Origin of the sequence: Klebsiella sp. KE9456, from assembly GCF_043832615.1 — a bacterium.
Classification (GTDB): Bacteria; Pseudomonadota; Gammaproteobacteria; order Enterobacterales; family Enterobacteriaceae; genus Klebsiella; species Klebsiella indica.
The window spans coordinates 94,197-112,813 of sequence record NZ_JBDYQK010000017.1; the positions used below are offsets into that span (position 1 = coordinate 94,197).

An 18,617-nucleotide genomic window follows, 5' to 3' on the forward strand; every position below is an offset into this window, starting at 1 on the left:
TATGTTGCGGGCAAAAATGTAACGGACTCTGATAAGCGTAAAGATAAATCAGCACTGACCTTACTATCCTTATGTTTTTATTATGTTTATAGACCAATTGCTAATAAAACCGTCAGGTATCAGACATTTACGCTGTCCATAATCGCTTATATACTCGGGCATCGGCTATCAGCAATCAGATGGATTACATGTATCAACCTGCCGCACTTTTTATCGGCCTCCGCTATATGCGCGGCCGCGCAGCCGACCGCTTCGGTCGTTTCGTCTCCTGGCTCTCGACCATTGGCATTACGCTTGGCGTGATGGCGCTGGTCACCGTTTTGTCGGTGATGAACGGCTTTGAACGTGAACTGCAAAATAACATCCTGGGGCTGATGCCGCAGGCCATTCTTAGCGCCCAGAATGGGTCCCTGAACCCGCAGAAGCTACCGGAAAGCGCCGTTAAATTACAGGGTGTTACCCGTATTGCGCCGTTAACCACCGGCGATGTGGTGCTGCAAAGCGCCCGCAGCGTGGCGGTTGGCGTGATGTTGGGGATCGATCCGGCCCAAAAAGATCCTTTGACGCCATATCTGGTTAACGTGAAGCAGAGCGATCTGCAGCCAGGAAAATATAACGTGATCCTCGGTGAGCAACTGGCAGGGCAACTGGGGGTTAATCGCGGCGACCAGATTCGCGTGATGGTGCCTTCCGCCAGCCAGTTCACGCCGATGGGGCGGGTTCCCAGCCAGCGTCTGTTTAATGTGATCGGCACCTTTGCTGCCAACAGTGAAGTCGATGGCTATCAGATGTTGACCAATATTGACGACGCCTCGCGCCTGATGCGTTACCCGCTGGGTAATATTACCGGCTGGCGTCTGTGGCTGAGTCATCCTTTACAGGTCGATACCCTGAGCCAGCAGACGCTGCCGGCAGGCACCAAATGGCAGGACTGGCGCGAGCGTAAGGGCGAACTGTTTCAGGCCGTACGGATGGAAAAAAATATGATGGGCCTGCTGCTGAGCCTGATCGTCGCCGTTGCCGCGTTTAACATCATTACCTCGCTGGGAATGATGGTGATGGAGAAACAGGGAGAAGTGGCGATTTTGCAGACTCTGGGCCTGACGCCGCGGCAGATTATGCTGATCTTTATGGTCCAGGGGGCCAGCGCTGGCATCGTCGGCGCGCTGCTGGGCGCCGGGCTCGGTACGCTGCTTGCCAGCCAGTTAAATAATCTGATGCCGATTATCGGCGCGTTTCTTGACGGTGCCGCGCTGCCGGTGGCTATTGAGCCGCTGCAGGTGATTGTGATTGCCCTGGTGGCGATGGTCCTGGCATTACTGTCTACGTTGTATCCTTCATGGCGCGCTGCCGCCACTCAACCCGCTGAGGCTTTACGTTATGAATAAGATCCTGCTGCAATGCGACAACCTGTGCAAACGCTATCAGGAAGGCACCGTACACACCGACGTGTTGCATAATGTCAGCTTCAGCATTGAAGAGGGTGAGATGATGGCGATTGTCGGTTCCTCCGGTTCCGGCAAGAGTACCCTGTTACATCTGCTTGGCGGGCTGGATACGCCGACCGCCGGCGATGTTATCTTTTCCGGCCAGCCGATGAGCCAGCTCTCTGCCGCCGCCCGTGCTGACCTGCGCAACCGTGAACTGGGATTTATCTATCAGTTTCACCATCTGCTGCCCGATTTTACCGCCCTGGAAAACGTGGCGATGCCGCTGCTGATTGGTAAGCAGAAAGCGGCGGAGATTGAGCGTCAGGCGAAAGCGATGCTGCACGCTGTCGGGCTTGAGCACCGCAGCGGCCACCGCCCGTCCGAGCTTTCAGGCGGTGAGCGCCAGCGGGTCGCCATTGCGCGCGCGCTGGTCAATAAACCGCGTCTGGTGCTGGCGGATGAACCTACCGGTAACCTTGATGCCCGTAATGCCGACAGTATTTTTCAACTGCTCGGTGAACTGAATGCGGCGCAGGGCACCGCATTTCTGGTGGTTACCCATGATCTGCAACTGGCAAAACGCATGGGTCGTCAGCTGGAGATGCGCGACGGGCGTCTGACCGATACCCTTTCCCTGATGGGGGCCGAGTAATGGCTTCTCCGTTATCGTTATTGATTGCCCTGCGCTTTAGCCGTGGACGGCGGCGCGGCGGGATGGTATCGCTGATTTCGGTTATCTCCACCATCGGCATCGCGCTGGGCGTCGCGGTGCTGATTGTTGGCCTGAGCGCGATGAACGGCTTTGAGCGCGAGCTGAACAACCGCATTCTGGCGGTCGTGCCGCACGGCGAAATTGAACCGGTTAAGCAGCCGTGGAATAACTGGCAGGATGCGCTCGCCAGGGTTGAAAAGGTGAAAGGTATTGTTGCTGCCGCCCCCTATATCAACTTCACCGGACTGGTGGAGAGCGGCAGTAACATGCGCGCAATTCAGGTGAAAGGCGTCGATCCGCAGCAGGAGAGTCGCCTCAGCGCATTACCCCATTTTGTGCAGAATAACGCCTGGGCCAGCTTTACAGCCGGTGAACAGCAGGTGATCCTTGGTAAAGGCGTCGCCGACGCGCTGCATGTTAAGCAGGGCGACTGGATTTCCATCATGATCCCCAACGCCGACGCTGAGCATCAGCTGCTGCAGCCAAAGCGTGTCAGACTTCACGTCACCGGTATTTTGCAACTTAGCGGCCAGCTCGATCATAGTTTTGCCATGATTCCGATGCAGGATGCGCAGCAGTATCTTGATATGGGCAGCAGCGTAACCGGTATCGCCATTAAAGTGACTGACGTCTTCCATGCCAATACGCTGGTGCGCGATGCCGGCGAAGTGACCAACAATTATGTGTACATCAAGAGCTGGATAGGCACCTATGGTTATATGTATCGCGATATTCAAATGATCCGCGCCATTATGTATCTGGCGATGGTGCTGGTGATTGGCGTCGCCTGCTTTAACATCGTCTCTACCCTGGTGATGGCGGTGAAAGATAAAAGCGGCGACATTGCGGTGTTGCGAACGCTTGGCGCGAAAGACGGCCTGATCCGCGCGATTTTCGTATGGTATGGTTTACTTGCCGGTTCGGTAGGGAGCCTGATTGGCGCAGCGATTGGCGTTATCTCCGCACTTAATCTGACGGCGATGATTAACGGTATTGAGGCTGTGATCGGGCATAAATTCCTCTCCGGCGACATCTATTTTATTGACTTCCTGCCGTCTGAACTGCACTGGCTGGATGTCGTTTACGTGCTGGTGACGGCACTGTTGCTGAGTTTGCTGGCCAGCTGGTATCCCGCCCGCCGCGCCAGCCGTATTGACCCGGCGAGGGTGCTGAGCGGCCAGTAATTTATCGTCATCGTCAGCGTTGCTGACGACTCAAGAGGAATTGCTGAAATGTACTATGGATTTGACATCGGCGGCAGCAAGATAGCGTTAGGCGTTTTTGATAAAGCGCGGCGACTACGGTGGGAAAAACGCGTCGCCACGCCGAAAGCGAGCTATGAGGCATTTTTACAGGCGATAGAAGCGCTGGTTCAGGAGGCCGACCAGCGTTTTGGCTGCCAGGGTTCGGTGGGAATCGGTATTCCTGGAATGCCGGAAACGGAAGATGGCACGCTGTATGCCGCTAATGTGCCCGCGGCCAGCGGCAGGCGATTGCGGGCCGATCTGAGCGAACGTCTGGGGCGCGACGCGCGTCTGGATAACGATGCTAACTGTTTTGCGCTCTCCGAAGCCTGGGATGATGAATTTGCCCGGTATCCGTTGGTAATGGGGCTGATTCTTGGCACCGGCGTCGGCGGTGGTCTGGTGCTTAACGGTAAATCGATTACCGGGCATCACTATATCACCGGCGAGTTTGGTCATATCCGTCTGCCGGTAGATGCGCTGGACGTGGTAGGACGTGATTTTCCACTGGTCCGCTGCGGCTGCGGTCAACTGGGCTGCATTGAAAATTACCTTTCTGGCCGTGGTTTCGCCTGGCTGTACGACTATTTTTATCAACAATCCTTCACCTCGCCAGAGATTGTTGCACTCTGGCAGCAGGGGGACGCAAAAGCACATGAGCACGTTGAGCGCTATCTCGACCTGCTGGCGGTCTGCCTGGGAAATATTTTAACCATTGTCGACCCGGATCTGCTGGTGCTTGGCGGAGGATTGTCTAACTTTACTGCAATTACAGAAGGACTGGCGCAGCGCCTGCCGCGACATTTGCTTCCGGTCGCCAGCGCGCCGCGTATAGAGCGTGCGCGTCATGGTGATGCCGGCGGCATGCGCGGAGCGGCTTTTCTTCATCTGACTCATTAATGACAGAGGTAGCTATGCAGTCGCGCCGCTTACATCGATTAAGTCGATTTCGCCGCAACAAACGTCGGTTACATGACCGTCTGCGTCAGCGGATTTTTTTCGGCGAAGATAAGGAGACTTTAGCAACGATGGAAAAACCAAGAGTAGTGGTGCTGACCGGGGCGGGTATTTCGGCGGAATCGGGAATTAAAACCTTCCGCGCCGCCGATGGCCTGTGGGAAGAGCATCGGGTTGAAGATGTGGCGACGCCGGAAGGCTTCGCTCGCGACCCGGCGCTGGTGCAGGCGTTTTACAACGCTCGTCGTCGCCAGTTGCAAAGCCCGGATATCGTGCCTAACGCGGCGCATCAGGCGCTGGCGCGGCTGGAAGAGGCGCTGGGTGACCGTTTTCTGCTGGTCACCCAGAATATCGATAATCTGCATGAACGCGCCGGCAACCGTCGGGTGATTCATATGCACGGCGAGCTGCTGAAGGTGCGCTGTTCGTGGAGCGGACAGGTACTGGAGTGGACCGGCGATGTGACGGCGGATGACAAGTGCCACTGCTGCCAGTTCCCGGCGCCGCTGCGTCCGCATGTAGTGTGGTTTGGAGAGATGCCGCTGGATATGGATGAAATTTATCTGGCGCTGGCCGAAGCTGATATTTTTATTGCCATCGGCACCTCCGGGCACGTCTATCCGGCGGCAGGCTTTGTTCATGAAGCGCGGCTGCAGGGCGCCCATACGGTTGAGCTAAATCTTGAGCCAAGCCAGGTGGGCAGCGAGTTTGAAGAGAAGCATTACGGCCTGGCGAGCAAGGAAGTACCGCGTTATGTGGATAAACTGCTGAAAGAGATAGCCGGGTAACCACACAACGCGCTTTTAGGCGCGAAGGGCGTGAGCCTTTCGCGCAGATTTTGCCGGTAACTAGCGACCCGCTTTCAGCTTCTGATAATACTCTTCGTACAGGGCGCTGGCGCTGCCGACGTCATTCTGCCATTCGCCTTTTTGAATGGTCGCGGCATCAGGGTAGAGCGATTTATCGTTGGCGATTTCCGGCTTCAGCATTTTACGCGCGGCAAGGTTTGGCGTCGGGTAGCCGATAGTTTCTGCTACCTGTTTGGCGATTTCCGGACGCAGCAGGAAGTTGATCAGCTTCAGCGCGCCGTCGACGTTTTTGGCGTTGGCCGGAATCGCCAGACTATCCATCCAGAAAATACCGCCTTCTTTCGGCCACACCACTTCCAGCGGCGTACCGGCCTGGCGCGCGACCCAGGCGGAGCCGTTCCATACCATGCCGAGATTCACTTCGCCTTCCATATACGGGTTCGCCGGATTATCGGAGTTGAATGCCGCTACGTTTGGCATCAGCTTTTTCAGCTCGTTATAAGCCGCTTCGATCTCTTTTGGATCGGTGGTATTGCCGGAATAGCCCAGTTTACGCAGCGCAATCTGGAACACTTCGCGTGCGTCATCGGTCAGCAGCAGGCTATTTTTATACTGCGGCTTCCAGAGGTCGGCCCAGCTGGTCACGGTCTTCGGGTCGATAGCATCGCTATTAACGCCAATCGCTGTGGCGCCCCAAATGTAGGGAATCGAGTAGTCGTTATTCGGGTCGAAGGGTTTATTGAGCATTTGCGGATCGAGATTGCCGAAGTTGGTCAGCTTGCTTTTATCGATCTTCTGTAGCATGCCCTCTTTGCGCATTTTATCGACAAAATAGGTGGAAGGCACCACCAGGTCATAGGCGCCGTTTTTGTAGGTTTTGAGCTTGGCGTACATGGTTTCGTTTGACTCGTAGGTCGAATAGATAACCTTGATACCGGTCTCTTTGGTGAACTGTTCCAGCAGGCCTGGCGGAACATACTCGGTCCAGTTGTAGAAATAGAGCGTTTTGCTATCGTCCGCATGCGCGGTGCTCATCCCGATTGCCAGAGCGCCTGCAGCGAGCAGGTGGCGCGACCATTTTTTCATTTTAACGTCCCCTGAGTTTTATCACGTGCAATTAACTGGCTGGCAATAACCATCACCAGCGACAGAACCAACAGAATGGTCGCCAGCGCATTAACCTCTGGCGATACCCCAACTTTTACCATTGAATAAATTTTTAGCGGCAGGATCTCATAACCTGGCCCGGTAACGAACGACGAGACCACCACGTCGTCCATCGACAGGGTAAAGCTCAGCAGCCAGCCCGCAGCCACAGCGGGCAGCGCCAGCGGCAAAATGATTTTCCGCAGAATAGTCAGCTCGCTGGCGCCGAGATCTTTCGCGGCTTCCAGCATCCGCACATCAAAACCTTTCAGGCGCGAAAATACTGTCACCACCACGAAAGGCAGGCAGAAAGTAATATGCGAAAACAGCAGCGACCAGAAGCCCAGTTGAATACCGATCAGCATAAACAGCACCAGAAGCGAAATGGCCATCACGATATCCGGCGACATCATCACTACAAATAACATCCCGCTAACGAACGGCTTGCCGCGAAAGCGATAGCGATACAGCGCTACGGCGGTCAGGGAGCCGATAAGCGTCGCGAAAGTTGCCGACAACACCGCCATGGTCAGCGAGTGCTGCGCCGCCTGCAACAGGCTGTCGTTGTTTATCAGCAGGCTATACCACCTGGCGGTGAAGCCCTGCCAGTTGATGCCGAATCGCGAACTGTTAAAAGAGTTAACGATCAGAATAATAATGGGAATATAGAGATACGCGTAAATGGCGGTCATAAAGCCGCCGCGCAGCAGTCGACCGATCATTCCAGCTCTACCTTTTTATTAAGCAGACGCGCCGCGCGCCAGTAAATCAGCAACATCAGGCCCATTACCAGCGTTAACGTAATGCTGGTTGCCGCGCCGAACGGCCAGTCGCGAATGTTAAGAAACTGGCTCTTAATCACGTTACCAATCAGCAGGTTTTTCGCTCCGCCCATCAGGTCGGAAACATAGAACAGCCCCATTGCCGGGAGCATCACCAGCAGGCAGCCGGCAATAATTCCCGGCATGGTCAGCGGAATGATAATGCGGATAAAGGTTTGCAGCTTGTTGGCGCCCAAATCTTTTGCTGCTTCCAGCAGCGGACGATCGAGCTTTTCAATGCTGGAATAGAGCGGCATCACCATAAACGGCAGCAGAATATAGACCAGACCTAAAATCACCGCTGAAGGGGTGTACATGATGCGTATTGGTGTATCAATAACGCCCAGCCACAGCAGGAATTCGTTGAGATAACCTCTGGTGCTGAGAAAAATCTTTAGTCCATAAATACGAATCAACGAGTTGGTCCAGAACGGTACGATCAGCAGAAACAGCATCAGGGGGCGCACTTTCTCCGGCAGCCTTGCCAGAAACCAGGCGAAAGGATAGCCCAGCGCCAGGCAGGCCAGCGTCGCCTGCAGAGCCATATTTAACGAGTGCAGCAGTACCTCGTAATAGAGCGGGTCGAGCAGGCGCGCGTAGTTGTCCAGCGTAAAGACCAGTTTGACGAAATTAGCATCGTCGCGGGTCAGAAAACTGGTAGCGATGATCATCAGGTTGGGCAGAAAGACAAACAGCACAAGCCAGCCCACGATAGTGGCGATCACCACACTCTGGAATTTACTTGTGTTCTTCATCGGCCAGCACAACCTCCCAGCTTTCTACCCAGTTAATCGCCATTTTCTGATTGAGAGAGTGGTCAAAATCGGGATCGTCTTCGTTAAAGAATTCGCTGACCATCACCATCTTGCCGTTTTCCAGTTCGACCACCGACTCCAGCGTCATGCCTTTATAGTTGCGTTCGCGGATATAGCCGATCAGGCCATCGGCTTCATTCGCGTGATGGATCTCGTCGACGCGCAGGTCCTCCGGGCGCAGTAAGACGTTAAGGCGCTGGTCTTTTTCAACGGCGAAGTTGACGTAAATATTACATTCGCGGCCTTCAACGCTGGCGCGGACCCGCTGTTCGTCAATACGTTCGATGACCGTGGCGCTGAAGATGTTAATTTCGCCAATAAAGCTGGCGACAAACAGATTTTTCGGCTCTTCATAGATTTCGCGCGGCGTACCGTCCTGCTCGATTTTGCCATCGCGCATTACCACAATACGGTCGGACATGGTCAGTGCCTCTTCCTGATCGTGGGTGACAAAGACGAAGGTGATTCCGAGTTTACGCTGCAGTGCTTTGAGCTCGTTTTGCATCTGCTTGCGCAGTTTGTAATCGAGGGCGGAGAGCGATTCATCAAGTAGCAGCAGGCAGGGTTTGTTGACCACGGCCCGGGCAATCGCCACACGCTGCTGCTGCCCGCCGGAGAGCTGGTGCGGCTTACGCTGGGCGAACGCTTCAAGCTGCACCATCCGCAGGGCCTCGTGGACGCGCGGGGTGATTTCCGTCGCCGGGGTTTTCTGCATACGCAGACCAAACGCGACGTTCTCAAATACCGTCATGTGCGGAAACAGGGCGTAGCTCTGGAATACGGTGTTGACATGGCGATTTTCCGCCGGGATTTGGGTGATATCCTGATCTTCGAGATGGATTCGGCCGCTATCGACATTTTCCAGCCCGGCAATAAGACGAAGAACGGTGGTTTTACCGCAGCCGGAGGGGCCAAGCAGGGTGAGAAACTCACCGTTGTTGATGGTCAGATTGAGGTTGGATATTACCGTTTTACCATCAAAGCTTTTGCTAATTTCCGCCAGTTGAACCAGCGGCGCACGCGAACGCGGTTGCATATTCAATTTTTGACTCTGTCCCATGTAGACGCAACGGAAAGCTGACCGATGCGGGGTTTGTGGTTAACCACCTTTGGGGTTGCGCATAGAATAATAAGGGCCCGCATTCTACGGCAAACGTCTATAATCGCCAATGATTGATGCACCATGATGGCTGACCTTTACAACATTATTGTGCGGAATGTATTAAATTCTCATTTGCCGGGCTAAAAATGACCTGACGCAATATTTGTCTTGTCCGGCTTATCAATAATGTTGTCACAAGAGAAGAGGGTGGCTACATGGATAAATTGCTTGAGCGTTTTTTACAGTACGTTTCTTTGGACACGCAGTCGAAGCCCGGCGTGCGTCAGGTACCGAGCACGGAAGGGCAGTGGAAACTATTACGTCTGCTTCAGACTCAGTTGCAAGAAATGGGACTTGTCAATGTGACGCTAAGTGAGAAAGGGACGGTCATGGGCACCCTGGCGGCCAACGTCGCGGGCGATATTCCGCCCATTGGCTTCATTTCCCACGTTGACACGTCGCCTGACTTTAGCGGCAAGAACGTCAATCCGCAGATCGTAGAAAACTACCGCGGCGGCGATATCGCTCTTGGGATCGGTGATGAGGTGCTCTCACCGGTGATGTTTCCTGTTCTGCATCAGTTGCTCGGTCAGACGCTGATTACCACCGAGGGGAAAACGCTACTTGGCGCTGATGATAAAGCGGGGATCGCTGAAATTATGACCGCGCTGGCGACGTTAAAGGCGAAAAACGTTCCCCACGGCGATATCCGGGTGGCCTTTACTCCGGATGAAGAGGTGGGCAAAGGGGCGAAGCATTTTGACGTTGCCGCGTTTGACGCTCGCTGGGCCTATACCGTGGATGGCGGCGGTGTCGGCGAGCTGGAGTTCGAAAACTTTAACGCCGCGTCGGTGACCATTAAAATTGTCGGTAACAATGTTCACCCCGGCACGGCGAAAGGGGTGATGGTCAATGCGCTGTCGCTGGCGGCGCGCATTCATGCCGAGGTGCCTGCCGATGAAGCGCCGGAAACCACCGAAGGTTACGAGGGCTTCTATCATCTGGCCAGTATCAAAGGCACGGTCGACCGGGCCGATATGCACTATATTATTCGCGATTTTGACCGTAAGCAGTTTGAAGCCCGCAAGCGAAAAATGATGGAGATTGCCAAAAAAGTCGGCAAAGGGTTACACCCGGATTGCTATATTGAACTGGTGATTGAGGACAGTTATTACAATATGCATGAGAAGGTGATGGCGCACCCACATGTGGTGGAGATTGCCCGTCAGGCGATGGTTGACTGCCAGATTGAGCCGGAGATGAAGCCAATTCGCGGCGGCACCGACGGCGCGCAGCTCTCGTTTATGGGGCTACCGTGTCCGAATCTGTTTACCGGCGGTTATAACTACCACGGCAAGCATGAGTTTGTGACTCTGGAAGGCATGGAGAAAGCGGTGCAGGTGATTGTGCGCATTGCCGAACTGACGGCAAAACGAGGCGAGTGACGGTTGTTTTCACCGGCTTGCGCTGTGCTTATCCCATGCTTCCCGCAGGCCCGGTAAGGCGCCAGCCGCCACCGGGCAAAACAGACGATTCGGTTCTCAACCTCGAACTCCGTCCCACAGGCCCGGTAAGGCGCAAGCCGCCACCGGGCAAAACAGATACAGATGCCTCAGTCCCCAAAGAACCAATAGCCGCTGTTGACCAGCGCGGCCAACAGGGCGAGAAAGGACGGATCTTCCAGCGCATCGCCGAAGTGTTCAGCTTTCAGCGTCAGGTGGGTTGCCAGCGCATCAAGGGCCGGGCGGTGCGGAGAGTTAATTTTTTCGCCATTGACGAACACCTCGCCATCAATGCGCAGCACGCGCAGCCCCCCGAGGCGCGAGAGTGTATCCCCCTGCTGCAGGGCATCGTATATCTCATCCGGCTGGTACGGTGGTTCGGGCGGCGCAACATCCAGTTCGTGACGGGACTGGGTGATAAACTCGCCAAACCACTGCGTAAAGTGCTCCGGCTGGTTAATTAAGTCCAGCATCATATCGCGCAGGCGATCCAGCTCTGATGGCAGAATATCTGCCGGATGATCGCGCGACGGCACATCGGGATCGGCATAGCGCTGGCTACCCAGTTCCCGTTGCAGAACATAATCGGCAAAGCCGCTGAACAGCTCGCGGGCGTTAGGCGCGCGATAGCCAACCGAATAGTTAAGCGAATTCTCCAGCGAATAGCCTTCGTGCGGGAATCCTGGCGGAATATAAAGAATATCCCCCGGCTCCATCTCTTCATCAATAATGGCGTCAAACGGGTCGACCTGCAGCAGGTCCGGATGCGGGCAGTGCTGCTTCATCGGCACTTTCTCGCCTACGCGCCAGCGGCGGCGGCCGGTGCCCTGAATAATAAACACATCATATTGATCGAGATGCGGGCCGACGCCACCGCCGGGAACGGAAAAGGAGATCATCAAATCGTCAATGCGCCAGTCGGGCAGGGCGCGGAAAGGATGCATGAGCGCCGCCGTCGGTTCGTGCCAGTGATTTACCGCCTGTACCAGTAACGACCAGTTATTCTCACTCAGATGATCGTAGCTCTCAAACGGACCGTGACTGACCTGCCATTTACCGTCCTGATGACTGACGAGGCGGCTGTCGACTTCGCTCTCCATAGCCAGTCCTGCCAGCTCGTCCGGGCTTAACGGATCGACGAAATTGGTAAAGCCCCGCTTCAGGACCACCGGGCGTTTTTGCCAGTAGCGTTCAATAAAGTCGGGCCAGTTAAGCGTTAATTGATAATCCATATTTATATTCCATAGCAGGTGTCTGTCAGGGATTATAACGGATAGAGCCCTGGCATGATGCAGGCGCCGTTAAAAAACGGGCTGGTTTAGCTCTCTTTATCTTCCGGGAACTGGCGGCCAAAAATAACTTCCATGCAGGCGCCGCCAAGTAAGCTCTCTTCGGTAAGGATACGACCATCGTACTGTTCAACGATATCACGCGCGACGGCCAGCCCCACGCCCTGACCGGGGCGCAGGGTGTCGGCGCGCTGGCCACGGTCAAACACCACATTGCGCAGACTTTGCGGGATCCCCGGACCATCATCTTCAACCAGAATATGCAGGGCGTTGTCGTTGGTCTGACGCACAGAGACTTCCACAAACTCCAGACAGTATTTGCAGGCGTTATCGAGCACGTTGCCCATGACTTCCATAAAGTCATTCTTTTCGCCAACAAAACTGATTTCCGGCGATATATCAAGAGTAATGTTCACCCCTTTACGCTGATAGACTTTATTCAGCGCAGAAGTCAGGTTGTCGAGCAGCGGGGCGATAGGGTGCAGTTCACGGCTGAGCAGTGAGCGGCCGCTACGCATGCTGGCGCGGTGCAGATAATAACCGATTTGCTGTGAAATACGGCTAATCTGTTCCAGCATTATCGGCTCTGCCTCGTTGACGCCAAGCTTCCCGCCGCGCATGGAACGCAGCGTACTTTGCATGACCGCCAGCGGTGTCTTCAGACTATGAGTGAGATCGGTCAGCGTCGTACGGTATTTGTTATAGCGCTCACGCTCGCTTTTCAGCAGGCGGTTTAGGTTGCTGACCAGTCGCGTAAGCTCGCGGGTCGTGTTCGGGTTGAGCATTTCACGGTGATGCTCTTCCAGTTCACGTACTTCTTTAGCCAGCGACTCAATAGGACGCAAACTCCACCACGCGGCGACCCACAACAGCGGGATGACCAGCAGCAGGTTGGCCGCCAGCACGTAGATAAACCAGCTCCACACCATATAGGAGTTCTTAAGCTCCACGGGAATAGTGTCGACAACGACGATACTCAACTGCGGCATGGTGCTGGTCGCCGGATAGATATTGATCGCGACCGAATGGGTCATTTCGGTATCGTCACCCTCTTCACGAATAGCGTCCAACTGTTGTTGAATTTCATGATTGTTGTGCTGCAACATACTGCTCTTACTGATGTCAGTTTCAATCTCATGAAAGCCGTTGTTTTTAAGCCATTCCGGCTGAATGCGTTTTGTCAGCCAGGGGACATCGTGTTGCGCCCATAACAGACGGCCGTTGGCGTTGTAAATCAACGTTACCGTCGGGCTTTGCATATTGAGATTTTCGGGAATATCAACGACGATGGTATCGTTTTCCCACTTCGCCAGCATATAAAACAGGTTACTTTCGCCGCGCAGCAGGCGGAAAGTGGTTTTATCGAAGCTTACGCTATAACCAACCAGCGCGACCATGCCATAAGATAGCGACAGCACCAGAACCACGGCGGCCGTCGCCAGCAAAAAGCGGACGCGTAGCGACAACGGCAAAATATGCCGCATCAGCCCTTTCATCCGCGCAGTTCGAACAGATAGCCCTGGCCGCGCACTGTCGTAATGACATCCTGCGGATATTCGGCCTGGATTTTTTTGCGCAATCGCCCCATCAGGACATCAATCGTGTGGCTTTCCCGCAGTTCGGCATCGGGATAGAGTTGCAGCATCAGCGAATCTTTACTGACAACTTTACCCCGGTTACGGATCAGGGTCTCCATAATCGTGTATTCGAACGCCGTCAGTTTGATTGGCTGACCGTTAACTGAAAGCTCCCGGCGCGACAAATCCACCTGGAAAGGCGGAATAGAGATAATCTGCGATGCCAGGCCGCTATTACGCCGCAGAAGCGCCTGCATGCGGGCGGCAACCTCTTCGATATGGAACGGCTTGGTGACGTAATCATCGGCCCCGGCGCTCAGAACTTCGACTTTATCCTGCCAGCCTTCGCGTGCGGTCAGCACCAGCACCGGCACCGAAACGTCATGACTGCGCCAGCGGCGGATCAGGGAAAGTCCGTCTTCATCAGGCAGGCCAAGATCGACGATGGCGATATCCGGAACGTGTTCATCCAGATAGTAATCCGCTTCCTTTGCGTCTTCCGCCGCATCGACCTGATGGCCCAGCTCTTGTAGCTGAACTTTCAGATGATGGCGCAGCAGAGCGTTGTCCTCAACCACGAGTACGCGCATGCCAGTTCTCCATTTCATTGTGATTTGAATAGTTTAACGCTGATTTGCGGTTATGGGGATAAACATTGTATAAACCGAACGGCAGCGCGCTTTATTCAGCAGATTAATCCGCCACACGTCAGGCGCTGCATCTCTGAGACGCTTTCCGTGCAGAACCTATATCGAACAGGCGTTGACCAGCAGGCCCCTCTTCCCGGGCGGGAAGAGGGGAAGGGGAATTACTTCAGTTCGTCAACCAGGGTAATCGCGCGACCGATATAGTTGGCTGGCGTCATGGCTTTCAGGCGAACTTTCTCATCTTCCGGCAGCGCCAGGCTGTCGATGAACTGCTGCATACCTTCCGCGTCAACGCGCTTTCCGCGGGTCAGTTCTTTCAGCTTCTCATACGGCTTCTCGATGCCGTAGCGGCGCATCACGGTCTGAATAGGTTCCGCCAGAACTTCCCAGTTATGATCCAGTTCATCCAGCAGACGATCCTGATTCAGCTCCAGCTTGCTTACTCCCTTCAGCGTGGACTGATAAGCGATCAGCGCATAGCCAATACCTACTCCGAGGTTACGCAGTACGGTGGAGTCGGTAAGGTCGCGTTGCCAGCGGGAAACCGGCAGTTTGCTCGCCAGATGCTGCATGACCGCATTGGCCAGACCGAGGTTGCCTTCGGAGTTCTCGAAGTCGATCGGGTTAACTTTATGCGGCATAGTCGAGGAACCGATTTCGCCGGCAATGGTTTTCTGTTTGAAATGATTGAGCGCAATATAGCCCCATACGTCACGATCGAAATCGATCAGAATGGTGTTGAAGCGCGCAACGCAATCGAACAGTTCGGCGATATAGTCGTGCGGCTCAATCTGCGTGGTGTACGGGTTCCACTGGATGCCCAGCGAGGTCACGAACGTTTCGCTGAACTGGTGCCAGTCTACTTCCGGGTAAGCGGCGATATGGGCGTTGTAGTTACCCACCGCGCCATTGATTTTGCCAAGAATTTCAACCTGATTCAGCTGACGGTACTGGCGTTCCATACGGTAAGCGACGTTTGCCATCTCTTTACCCATAGTGGACGGCGTTGCCGGCTGACCGTGAGTGCGGGAGAGCAGCGGAATATCGCGATACTGCTGCGCGAGATCTTTAACTGCGTCGATCAGCTTGCGCCACCAGGGCAGGAGCACTTCATCGCGGGCGGTTTTCAGCATCAGCGCATGGGACAGGTTGTTGATGTCCTCGGAGGTGCAGGCGAAATGGATAAACTCGGAGACCGCGTGCAGTTCAGGGACGTCGGCGACTTTTTCCTTGAGGAAATACTCAACCGCTTTCACGTCGTGGTTAGTGGTACGTTCGATAGTTTTGATGCGTTCTGCATCTTCTACGCTGAAATCGGCGACGATTTTATCGAGGTAACCGTTTGCGTCGGCAGCAAAAGCAGGAACTTCCTTGATCGCTGCGTGCGCGGCCAGTTTTTGCAGCCAACGTACTTCTACCTGAACACGGAATTTCAGCAAGCCGAATTCGCTGAAGATACCGCGCAGCGCGCTGACTTTGTCGCCGTAGCGGCCGTCGACTGGGGAAACGGCGGTCAGTGAGGATAATTCCATAGATCAAAACTCCGGGGTTAAATGAGCAAGAATTTGTTTTGCCTGGTTAACCAGACGATGACGAGAAAACATGAGCTGCAGGCGTCCACCGCCCACCTGGTGCCAGAGCACGGCGGAACGAATGCCCGCCAGCAGGGCTGAGCGCACCTTTGCCTGTACCTGAGGGCTTTGTAGCACGGCTGGCGAACCGGTGACCTGAATTCGCGGGCCCAGCGGGCTAATCACATCAACATAGATGCCCGCCATCGCGCTGAGCAGCGTTTCAGATTGCAGATCGAAATGCTCCAGTTGACGGCGCAGGCCACCGATACGGTTGCCAAGGGTATCCATAGCCTTTTTGTTGGCGGCAAGCTTACGCTCCAGCACCATCAGGCTTAAAGTATAGCGGGTGAGTTCCGCGTTCATACCCTGGCGACTGCTGGTATTCAGCACGCCGAGGAGGGTTTCCAGCCCGAGGCGAAGATTGGTTTCACTGCCGCCGAACACCGCCAGCGTTGACGCCGGGTCGAGGTCGATGATGCTGTTCAGCGATACATGCAGGGCATCGTTGTTACAATGTCCCTGATGCGCCAGTTCCTGAACCAGCCGCGCGGCCTGGCAAATTCCGGCCAGCGCCAGCGTAATGTCATAATAATTCTTCGCCACACATTCTCCTTGTAAACCGCCGCTCGCCTGACTGAGGCGTTCGGCGGCAAAAATGTCTGTCAGGCCTGCAGAGGCAAGCGTTGTTCAATAATACCGCCGCCAAGGCAGACTTCATCGCGATAGAAAACCGCTGACTGGCCTGGCGTGACCGCCGCAACCGGCTCATCAAAAATCACTTCGATGCGGTCATCGTCCAGCGCGTTTACGGTGCAGGAAATATCAGACTGGCGATAGCGGGTTTTTACCGTACAGCGCAGCGTTCCGGTTAGCGGCTCGCGATCGACCCAGTGAAGCTGCTGGGCGATCAGTCCGACGGACATCAGGCGCGGATGGTCATGGCCCTGAGCCACAACCAGAATATTGTTTTCCACGTCTTTATCGACCACATACCACGGATCTTCGCCGCCGTCTTTAATGCCGCCGATACCCAGCCCTTTGCGTTGACCCAGCGTGTGGTACATCAGCCCCTGATGTTCACCAAGTTCGTCGCCGTCAACGCTGACAATTTTACCGGGCTGAGCGGGCAGGTAGCGGCCGAGAAACTCGCGGAATTTCCGCTCGCCGATAAAGCAGATACCGGTCGAGTCTTTTTTCTTCGCGGTGACCAGGCCCAGATCCTCGGCAATTTTGCGTACCTGCGGTTTTTCCAGTTCGCCGACCGGGAAGAGGCTTTGCGCGATTTGCTCGTGGCTCAGGGTGTAAAGGAAATAGCTCTGGTCCTTATTGCCGTCGAGGCCGCGCAGCAACCGGCTCTTGCCGTTCACATCGGCACGGCGCACGTAGTGGCCGGTGGCGATGTAGTCGGCGCCGAGGTCTTCTGCGGCAAATTCGAGGAAGGCTTTAAATTTAATCTCTTTGTTGCACAGAATATCCGGGTTCGGCGTGCGTCCGGCTTTATATTCTTCGAGGAACAGTTCGAATACGTTGTCCCAGTATTCTGCGGCAAAGTTAACGGTGTGAAGTTCAATCCCGAGCTTATCGCAGACGGCCTGGGCGTCGGCAAGATCGGCTGCAGCGGTACAGTATTCCTCGCCGTCGTCCTCCTCCCAGTTCTTCATGAACAGGCCTTCCACCTTATACCCTTGCTGGAGCAGCAGCCAGGCGGAAACGGAGGAATCAACCCCGCCGGACATGCCGACGATCACTTTTTTCTGGCTTTCTGACATTGGAATACTCACTACATTCAACTTCGAGGCGGCGTATTCTAGCACGCGCCAACCGTTCAGGCACCCCCTGTGAACGGCCAGTTAAATTCCCCGATCAATGACAACGGATAACGTGGTTCCTGGTGATAGCTGCGAATACTCTCGGCAACCAGGGGGGAACGCAGGTTTGTTGCGTTAAGAATTTCCTCAGCACTAAGCCACAGGCAGCGATCGATATCGCTGTCGTGCGGTTCGGTAGCGCACATAGCGTCAAGCTCGATAGCAAAGAGGAAACGCAAAAAAGGAGTGCGATCCGGCGCGATCCATTGATGCATGCGAATAAAATGCTGCGGCGTGGCGCGAATGCCGGTCTCTTCCCAAAGCTCGCGTTCTGCGGCCTGTACCAGGGTTTCATCGGCTTCGAGATGACCCGCAGGCTGATTCCATAGCGCTTTACCATGAATGGTTTCTTCAACGATCAAAAATTTGCCTTTTGCGTGCACCAGGCAGGCAACGGTAACGTGTGGTTTAAACATCGTTTTTCCTTATGAAGGTTGTTATTCGCTTTTGCGCCATTCGCCGTTGACCAGCCCGTCCAGCGTATAGTCGCCCATGGCATAGCGAATCAGGCGCAGCGTCGGATAGCCGACATTCGCGGTCATACGCCTTACCTGGCGGTTGCGCCCTTCGTAAAGGGTGATTTTCAGCCAACGGGTAGGAATGGATTTTCGCTCGCGGATCGGCGGGTTACGCGGCCACAGCCATGCAGGTTCCTCCACCCGTTCAACGCCTGCCGGCAGGGTCGGGCCATCATTCAACGTGACGCCGTCCCGTAGTGCAGCCAGCGCCTCAGGTGTGGGTTCTCCCTCAACCTGAACGTAATAAATTTTACCCGTACGTTTACCTGGCTGGGTGAGCGCCGCCTGCAGCGCGCCATCGTTGGTCAGCACCAGCAAACCTTCGCTGTCGCGATCAAGGCGGCCTGCGGCATAGACTCCGCTGACGGGAATAAAATCTTTTAGCGTTCGGCGTCCGGATGCATCGGTAAATTGCGGCAACACATCATATGGTTTATTGAACAAAATCACGGTTTTTACTTGGCGTTCTCTATTTTGTCTGGTGACTTGTCGGCGGCTGAATCGCTCAACGCGATGTTTTCTAAATGAAGTTTTTTGCATGGTATTTTCAGACTCTGTCAATTGCCGCATTATAGCCTAATTACGAATGCCTTTCATGGACGCAAA

The 18,617-nt window shown here is 54.8% G+C and carries 18 protein-coding genes; 6 read left to right on the forward strand and 12 right to left on the reverse strand.

Translation table 11 applies throughout. The features are described from left to right. Positions 1-188 precede the first annotated feature (188 nt). The 5 genes from lolC to cobB are packed head-to-tail and all read left to right on the forward strand — an operon-like array spanning position 189 to position 5,131. Entirely contained in the window at positions 189-1,388 is a 1,200-nt protein-coding gene (gene lolC, locus ABK821_RS17605) for a lipoprotein-releasing ABC transporter permease subunit LolC (protein WP_138361197.1), read from the forward strand. Further along, entirely contained in the window at positions 1,381-2,082 is a 702-nt protein-coding gene (gene lolD, locus ABK821_RS17610) for a lipoprotein-releasing ABC transporter ATP-binding protein LolD (RefSeq protein ID WP_142502114.1), read from the forward strand. Before lolC ends, lolD begins: the two co-directional genes overlap by 8 nt. Next, the gene (lolE, locus tag ABK821_RS17615) at positions 2,082-3,326 is read left to right on the forward strand and encodes a lipoprotein-releasing ABC transporter permease subunit LolE (protein ID WP_138361199.1); all 1,245 of its coding nucleotides are present in this window, start codon (positions 2,082-2,084) and stop codon (positions 3,324-3,326) included. The genes lolD and lolE overlap by 1 nt, the downstream gene beginning before the upstream one ends. Positions 3,327-3,374: 48 nt before the next feature. Then, complete coding sequence (nagK, locus tag ABK821_RS17620) at positions 3,375-4,286, forward strand: N-acetylglucosamine kinase (RefSeq protein ID WP_138361200.1); 912 nt, start codon at positions 3,375-3,377, stop codon at positions 4,284-4,286. Between the two features lie 14 nt (positions 4,287-4,300). Further along, a complete protein-coding gene (gene cobB, locus ABK821_RS17625) occupies positions 4,301-5,131 on the forward strand; it encodes a Sir2 family NAD+-dependent deacetylase (RefSeq protein ID WP_138361201.1) in 831 nt (276 codons plus the stop codon). Between the two features lie 60 nt (positions 5,132-5,191). Here the strand turns inward: cobB and potD are convergent, their stop codons facing one another. Genes potD through potA form a run of 4 tightly spaced genes read right to left on the reverse strand, consistent with a single transcriptional unit; the run spans position 5,192 to position 8,994 of the window. Continuing rightward, positions 5,192-6,238 carry a spermidine/putrescine ABC transporter substrate-binding protein PotD gene (potD, locus tag ABK821_RS17630; RefSeq protein ID WP_138361202.1) on the reverse strand — a complete coding sequence of 349 codons (1,047 nt, stop codon included), beginning with the start codon at positions 6,236-6,238 and terminating at the stop codon, positions 5,192-5,194. Further along, positions 6,235-7,020, reverse strand: coding sequence for a spermidine/putrescine ABC transporter permease PotC (gene potC, locus ABK821_RS17635; protein WP_343178478.1), 786 nt, complete (start codon positions 7,018-7,020; stop codon positions 6,235-6,237). The genes potD and potC overlap by 4 nt, the downstream gene beginning before the upstream one ends. After that, on the reverse strand, positions 7,017-7,874 hold the full coding sequence (gene potB / locus ABK821_RS17640; protein WP_138361204.1) for a spermidine/putrescine ABC transporter permease PotB: 858 nt from the start codon (positions 7,872-7,874) through the stop codon (positions 7,017-7,019). Before potB ends, potC begins: the two co-directional genes overlap by 4 nt. Further along, the gene (gene potA, locus ABK821_RS17645; protein WP_343178479.1) at positions 7,858-8,994 is read right to left on the reverse strand and encodes a spermidine/putrescine ABC transporter ATP-binding protein PotA; all 1,137 of its coding nucleotides are present in this window, start codon (positions 8,992-8,994) and stop codon (positions 7,858-7,860) included. The genes potB and potA overlap by 17 nt, the downstream gene beginning before the upstream one ends. Before the next feature lie 257 nt (positions 8,995-9,251). On the opposite strand from potA, the gene pepT reads away from it, so the two are divergent. Continuing rightward, a complete protein-coding gene (gene pepT / locus ABK821_RS17650) occupies positions 9,252-10,481 on the forward strand; it encodes a peptidase T (protein ID WP_138361206.1) in 1,230 nt (409 codons plus the stop codon). A 167-nt stretch (positions 10,482-10,648) separates the two neighbouring features. Here the strand turns inward: pepT and ABK821_RS17655 are convergent, their stop codons facing one another. The 8 genes from ABK821_RS17655 to rluE all read right to left on the reverse strand — a co-directional run bounded on the left by ABK821_RS17655 (position 10,649) and on the right by rluE (position 18,581). Further along, positions 10,649-11,770 carry a cupin domain-containing protein gene (locus tag ABK821_RS17655; RefSeq protein WP_138361208.1) on the reverse strand — a complete coding sequence of 374 codons (1,122 nt, stop codon included), beginning with the start codon at positions 11,768-11,770 and terminating at the stop codon, positions 10,649-10,651. An 86-nt stretch (positions 11,771-11,856) separates the two neighbouring features. Continuing rightward, positions 11,857-13,323: a two-component system sensor histidine kinase PhoQ gene (gene phoQ, locus ABK821_RS17660; RefSeq protein ID WP_138361209.1), complete on the reverse strand. Its 1,467-nt coding sequence runs from the start codon at positions 13,321-13,323 to the stop codon at positions 11,857-11,859. Further along, positions 13,320-13,994 (reverse strand): two-component system response regulator PhoP, encoded by a 675-nt coding sequence (gene phoP / locus ABK821_RS17665; RefSeq protein ID WP_138361210.1) that lies wholly within the window; start codon positions 13,992-13,994, stop codon positions 13,320-13,322. Before phoP ends, phoQ begins: the two co-directional genes overlap by 4 nt. 218 nt (positions 13,995-14,212) lie before the next feature. Next, entirely contained in the window at positions 14,213-15,583 is a 1,371-nt protein-coding gene (gene purB / locus ABK821_RS17670; protein ID WP_138361211.1) for an adenylosuccinate lyase, read from the reverse strand. A gap of 3 nt (positions 15,584-15,586) precedes the next feature. Continuing rightward, positions 15,587-16,228: a high frequency lysogenization protein HflD gene (gene hflD / locus ABK821_RS17675; protein ID WP_142502112.1), complete on the reverse strand. Its 642-nt coding sequence runs from the start codon at positions 16,226-16,228 to the stop codon at positions 15,587-15,589. A gap of 59 nt (positions 16,229-16,287) precedes the next feature. Then, positions 16,288-17,394 carry a tRNA 2-thiouridine(34) synthase MnmA gene (gene mnmA, locus ABK821_RS17680; RefSeq protein ID WP_138361213.1) on the reverse strand — a complete coding sequence of 369 codons (1,107 nt, stop codon included), beginning with the start codon at positions 17,392-17,394 and terminating at the stop codon, positions 16,288-16,290. Positions 17,395-17,450: 56 nt separating this feature from the next. Then, positions 17,451-17,909, reverse strand: a complete 459-nt coding sequence (locus ABK821_RS17685; RefSeq protein WP_308563788.1) for an NUDIX hydrolase — start codon at positions 17,907-17,909, stop codon at positions 17,451-17,453. Between the two features lie 21 nt (positions 17,910-17,930). After that, positions 17,931-18,581: a 23S rRNA pseudouridine(2457) synthase RluE gene (rluE, locus tag ABK821_RS17690; RefSeq protein WP_343178480.1), complete on the reverse strand. Its 651-nt coding sequence runs from the start codon at positions 18,579-18,581 to the stop codon at positions 17,931-17,933. Positions 18,582-18,617 lie beyond the last annotated feature (36 nt).

Excerpts from the sequence above, each read along its gene's own strand:
- potD (WP_138361202.1), bottom strand. The coding sequence starts at position 6,238 with ATGAAAAAATGGTCGCGCCACCTGCTCGCTGCAGGCGCTCTGGCAATC.
- ABK821_RS17685 (WP_308563788.1), bottom strand. The coding sequence starts at position 17,909 with ATGTTTAAACCACACGTTACCGTTGCCTGCCTGGTGCACGCAAAAGGC.
- cobB (WP_138361201.1), top strand. The coding sequence starts at position 4,301 with ATGCAGTCGCGCCGCTTACATCGATTAAGTCGATTTCGCCGCAACAAA.
- nagK (WP_138361200.1), top strand. The coding sequence starts at position 3,375 with ATGTACTATGGATTTGACATCGGCGGCAGCAAGATAGCGTTAGGCGTT.
- purB (WP_138361211.1), bottom strand. The coding sequence starts at position 15,583 with ATGGAATTATCCTCACTGACCGCCGTTTCCCCAGTCGACGGCCGCTAC.
- potC (WP_343178478.1), bottom strand. The coding sequence starts at position 7,020 with ATGATCGGTCGACTGCTGCGCGGCGGCTTTATGACCGCCATTTACGCG.
- rluE (WP_343178480.1), bottom strand. The coding sequence starts at position 18,581 with ATGCGGCAATTGACAGAGTCTGAAAATACCATGCAAAAAACTTCATTT.
- potA (WP_343178479.1), bottom strand. The coding sequence starts at position 8,994 with ATGGGACAGAGTCAAAAATTGAATATGCAACCGCGTTCGCGTGCGCCG.
- lolD (WP_142502114.1), top strand. The coding sequence starts at position 1,381 with ATGAATAAGATCCTGCTGCAATGCGACAACCTGTGCAAACGCTATCAG.
- lolE (WP_138361199.1), top strand. The coding sequence starts at position 2,082 with ATGGCTTCTCCGTTATCGTTATTGATTGCCCTGCGCTTTAGCCGTGGA.
- lolC (WP_138361197.1), top strand. The coding sequence starts at position 189 with ATGTATCAACCTGCCGCACTTTTTATCGGCCTCCGCTATATGCGCGGC.
- pepT (WP_138361206.1), top strand. The coding sequence starts at position 9,252 with ATGGATAAATTGCTTGAGCGTTTTTTACAGTACGTTTCTTTGGACACG.
- phoQ (WP_138361209.1), bottom strand. The coding sequence starts at position 13,323 with ATGAAAGGGCTGATGCGGCATATTTTGCCGTTGTCGCTACGCGTCCGC.
- ABK821_RS17655 (WP_138361208.1), bottom strand. The coding sequence starts at position 11,770 with ATGGATTATCAATTAACGCTTAACTGGCCCGACTTTATTGAACGCTAC.
- phoP (WP_138361210.1), bottom strand. The coding sequence starts at position 13,994 with ATGCGCGTACTCGTGGTTGAGGACAACGCTCTGCTGCGCCATCATCTG.
- potB (WP_138361204.1), bottom strand. The coding sequence starts at position 7,874 with ATGAAGAACACAAGTAAATTCCAGAGTGTGGTGATCGCCACTATCGTG.
- mnmA (WP_138361213.1), bottom strand. The coding sequence starts at position 17,394 with ATGTCAGAAAGCCAGAAAAAAGTGATCGTCGGCATGTCCGGCGGGGTT.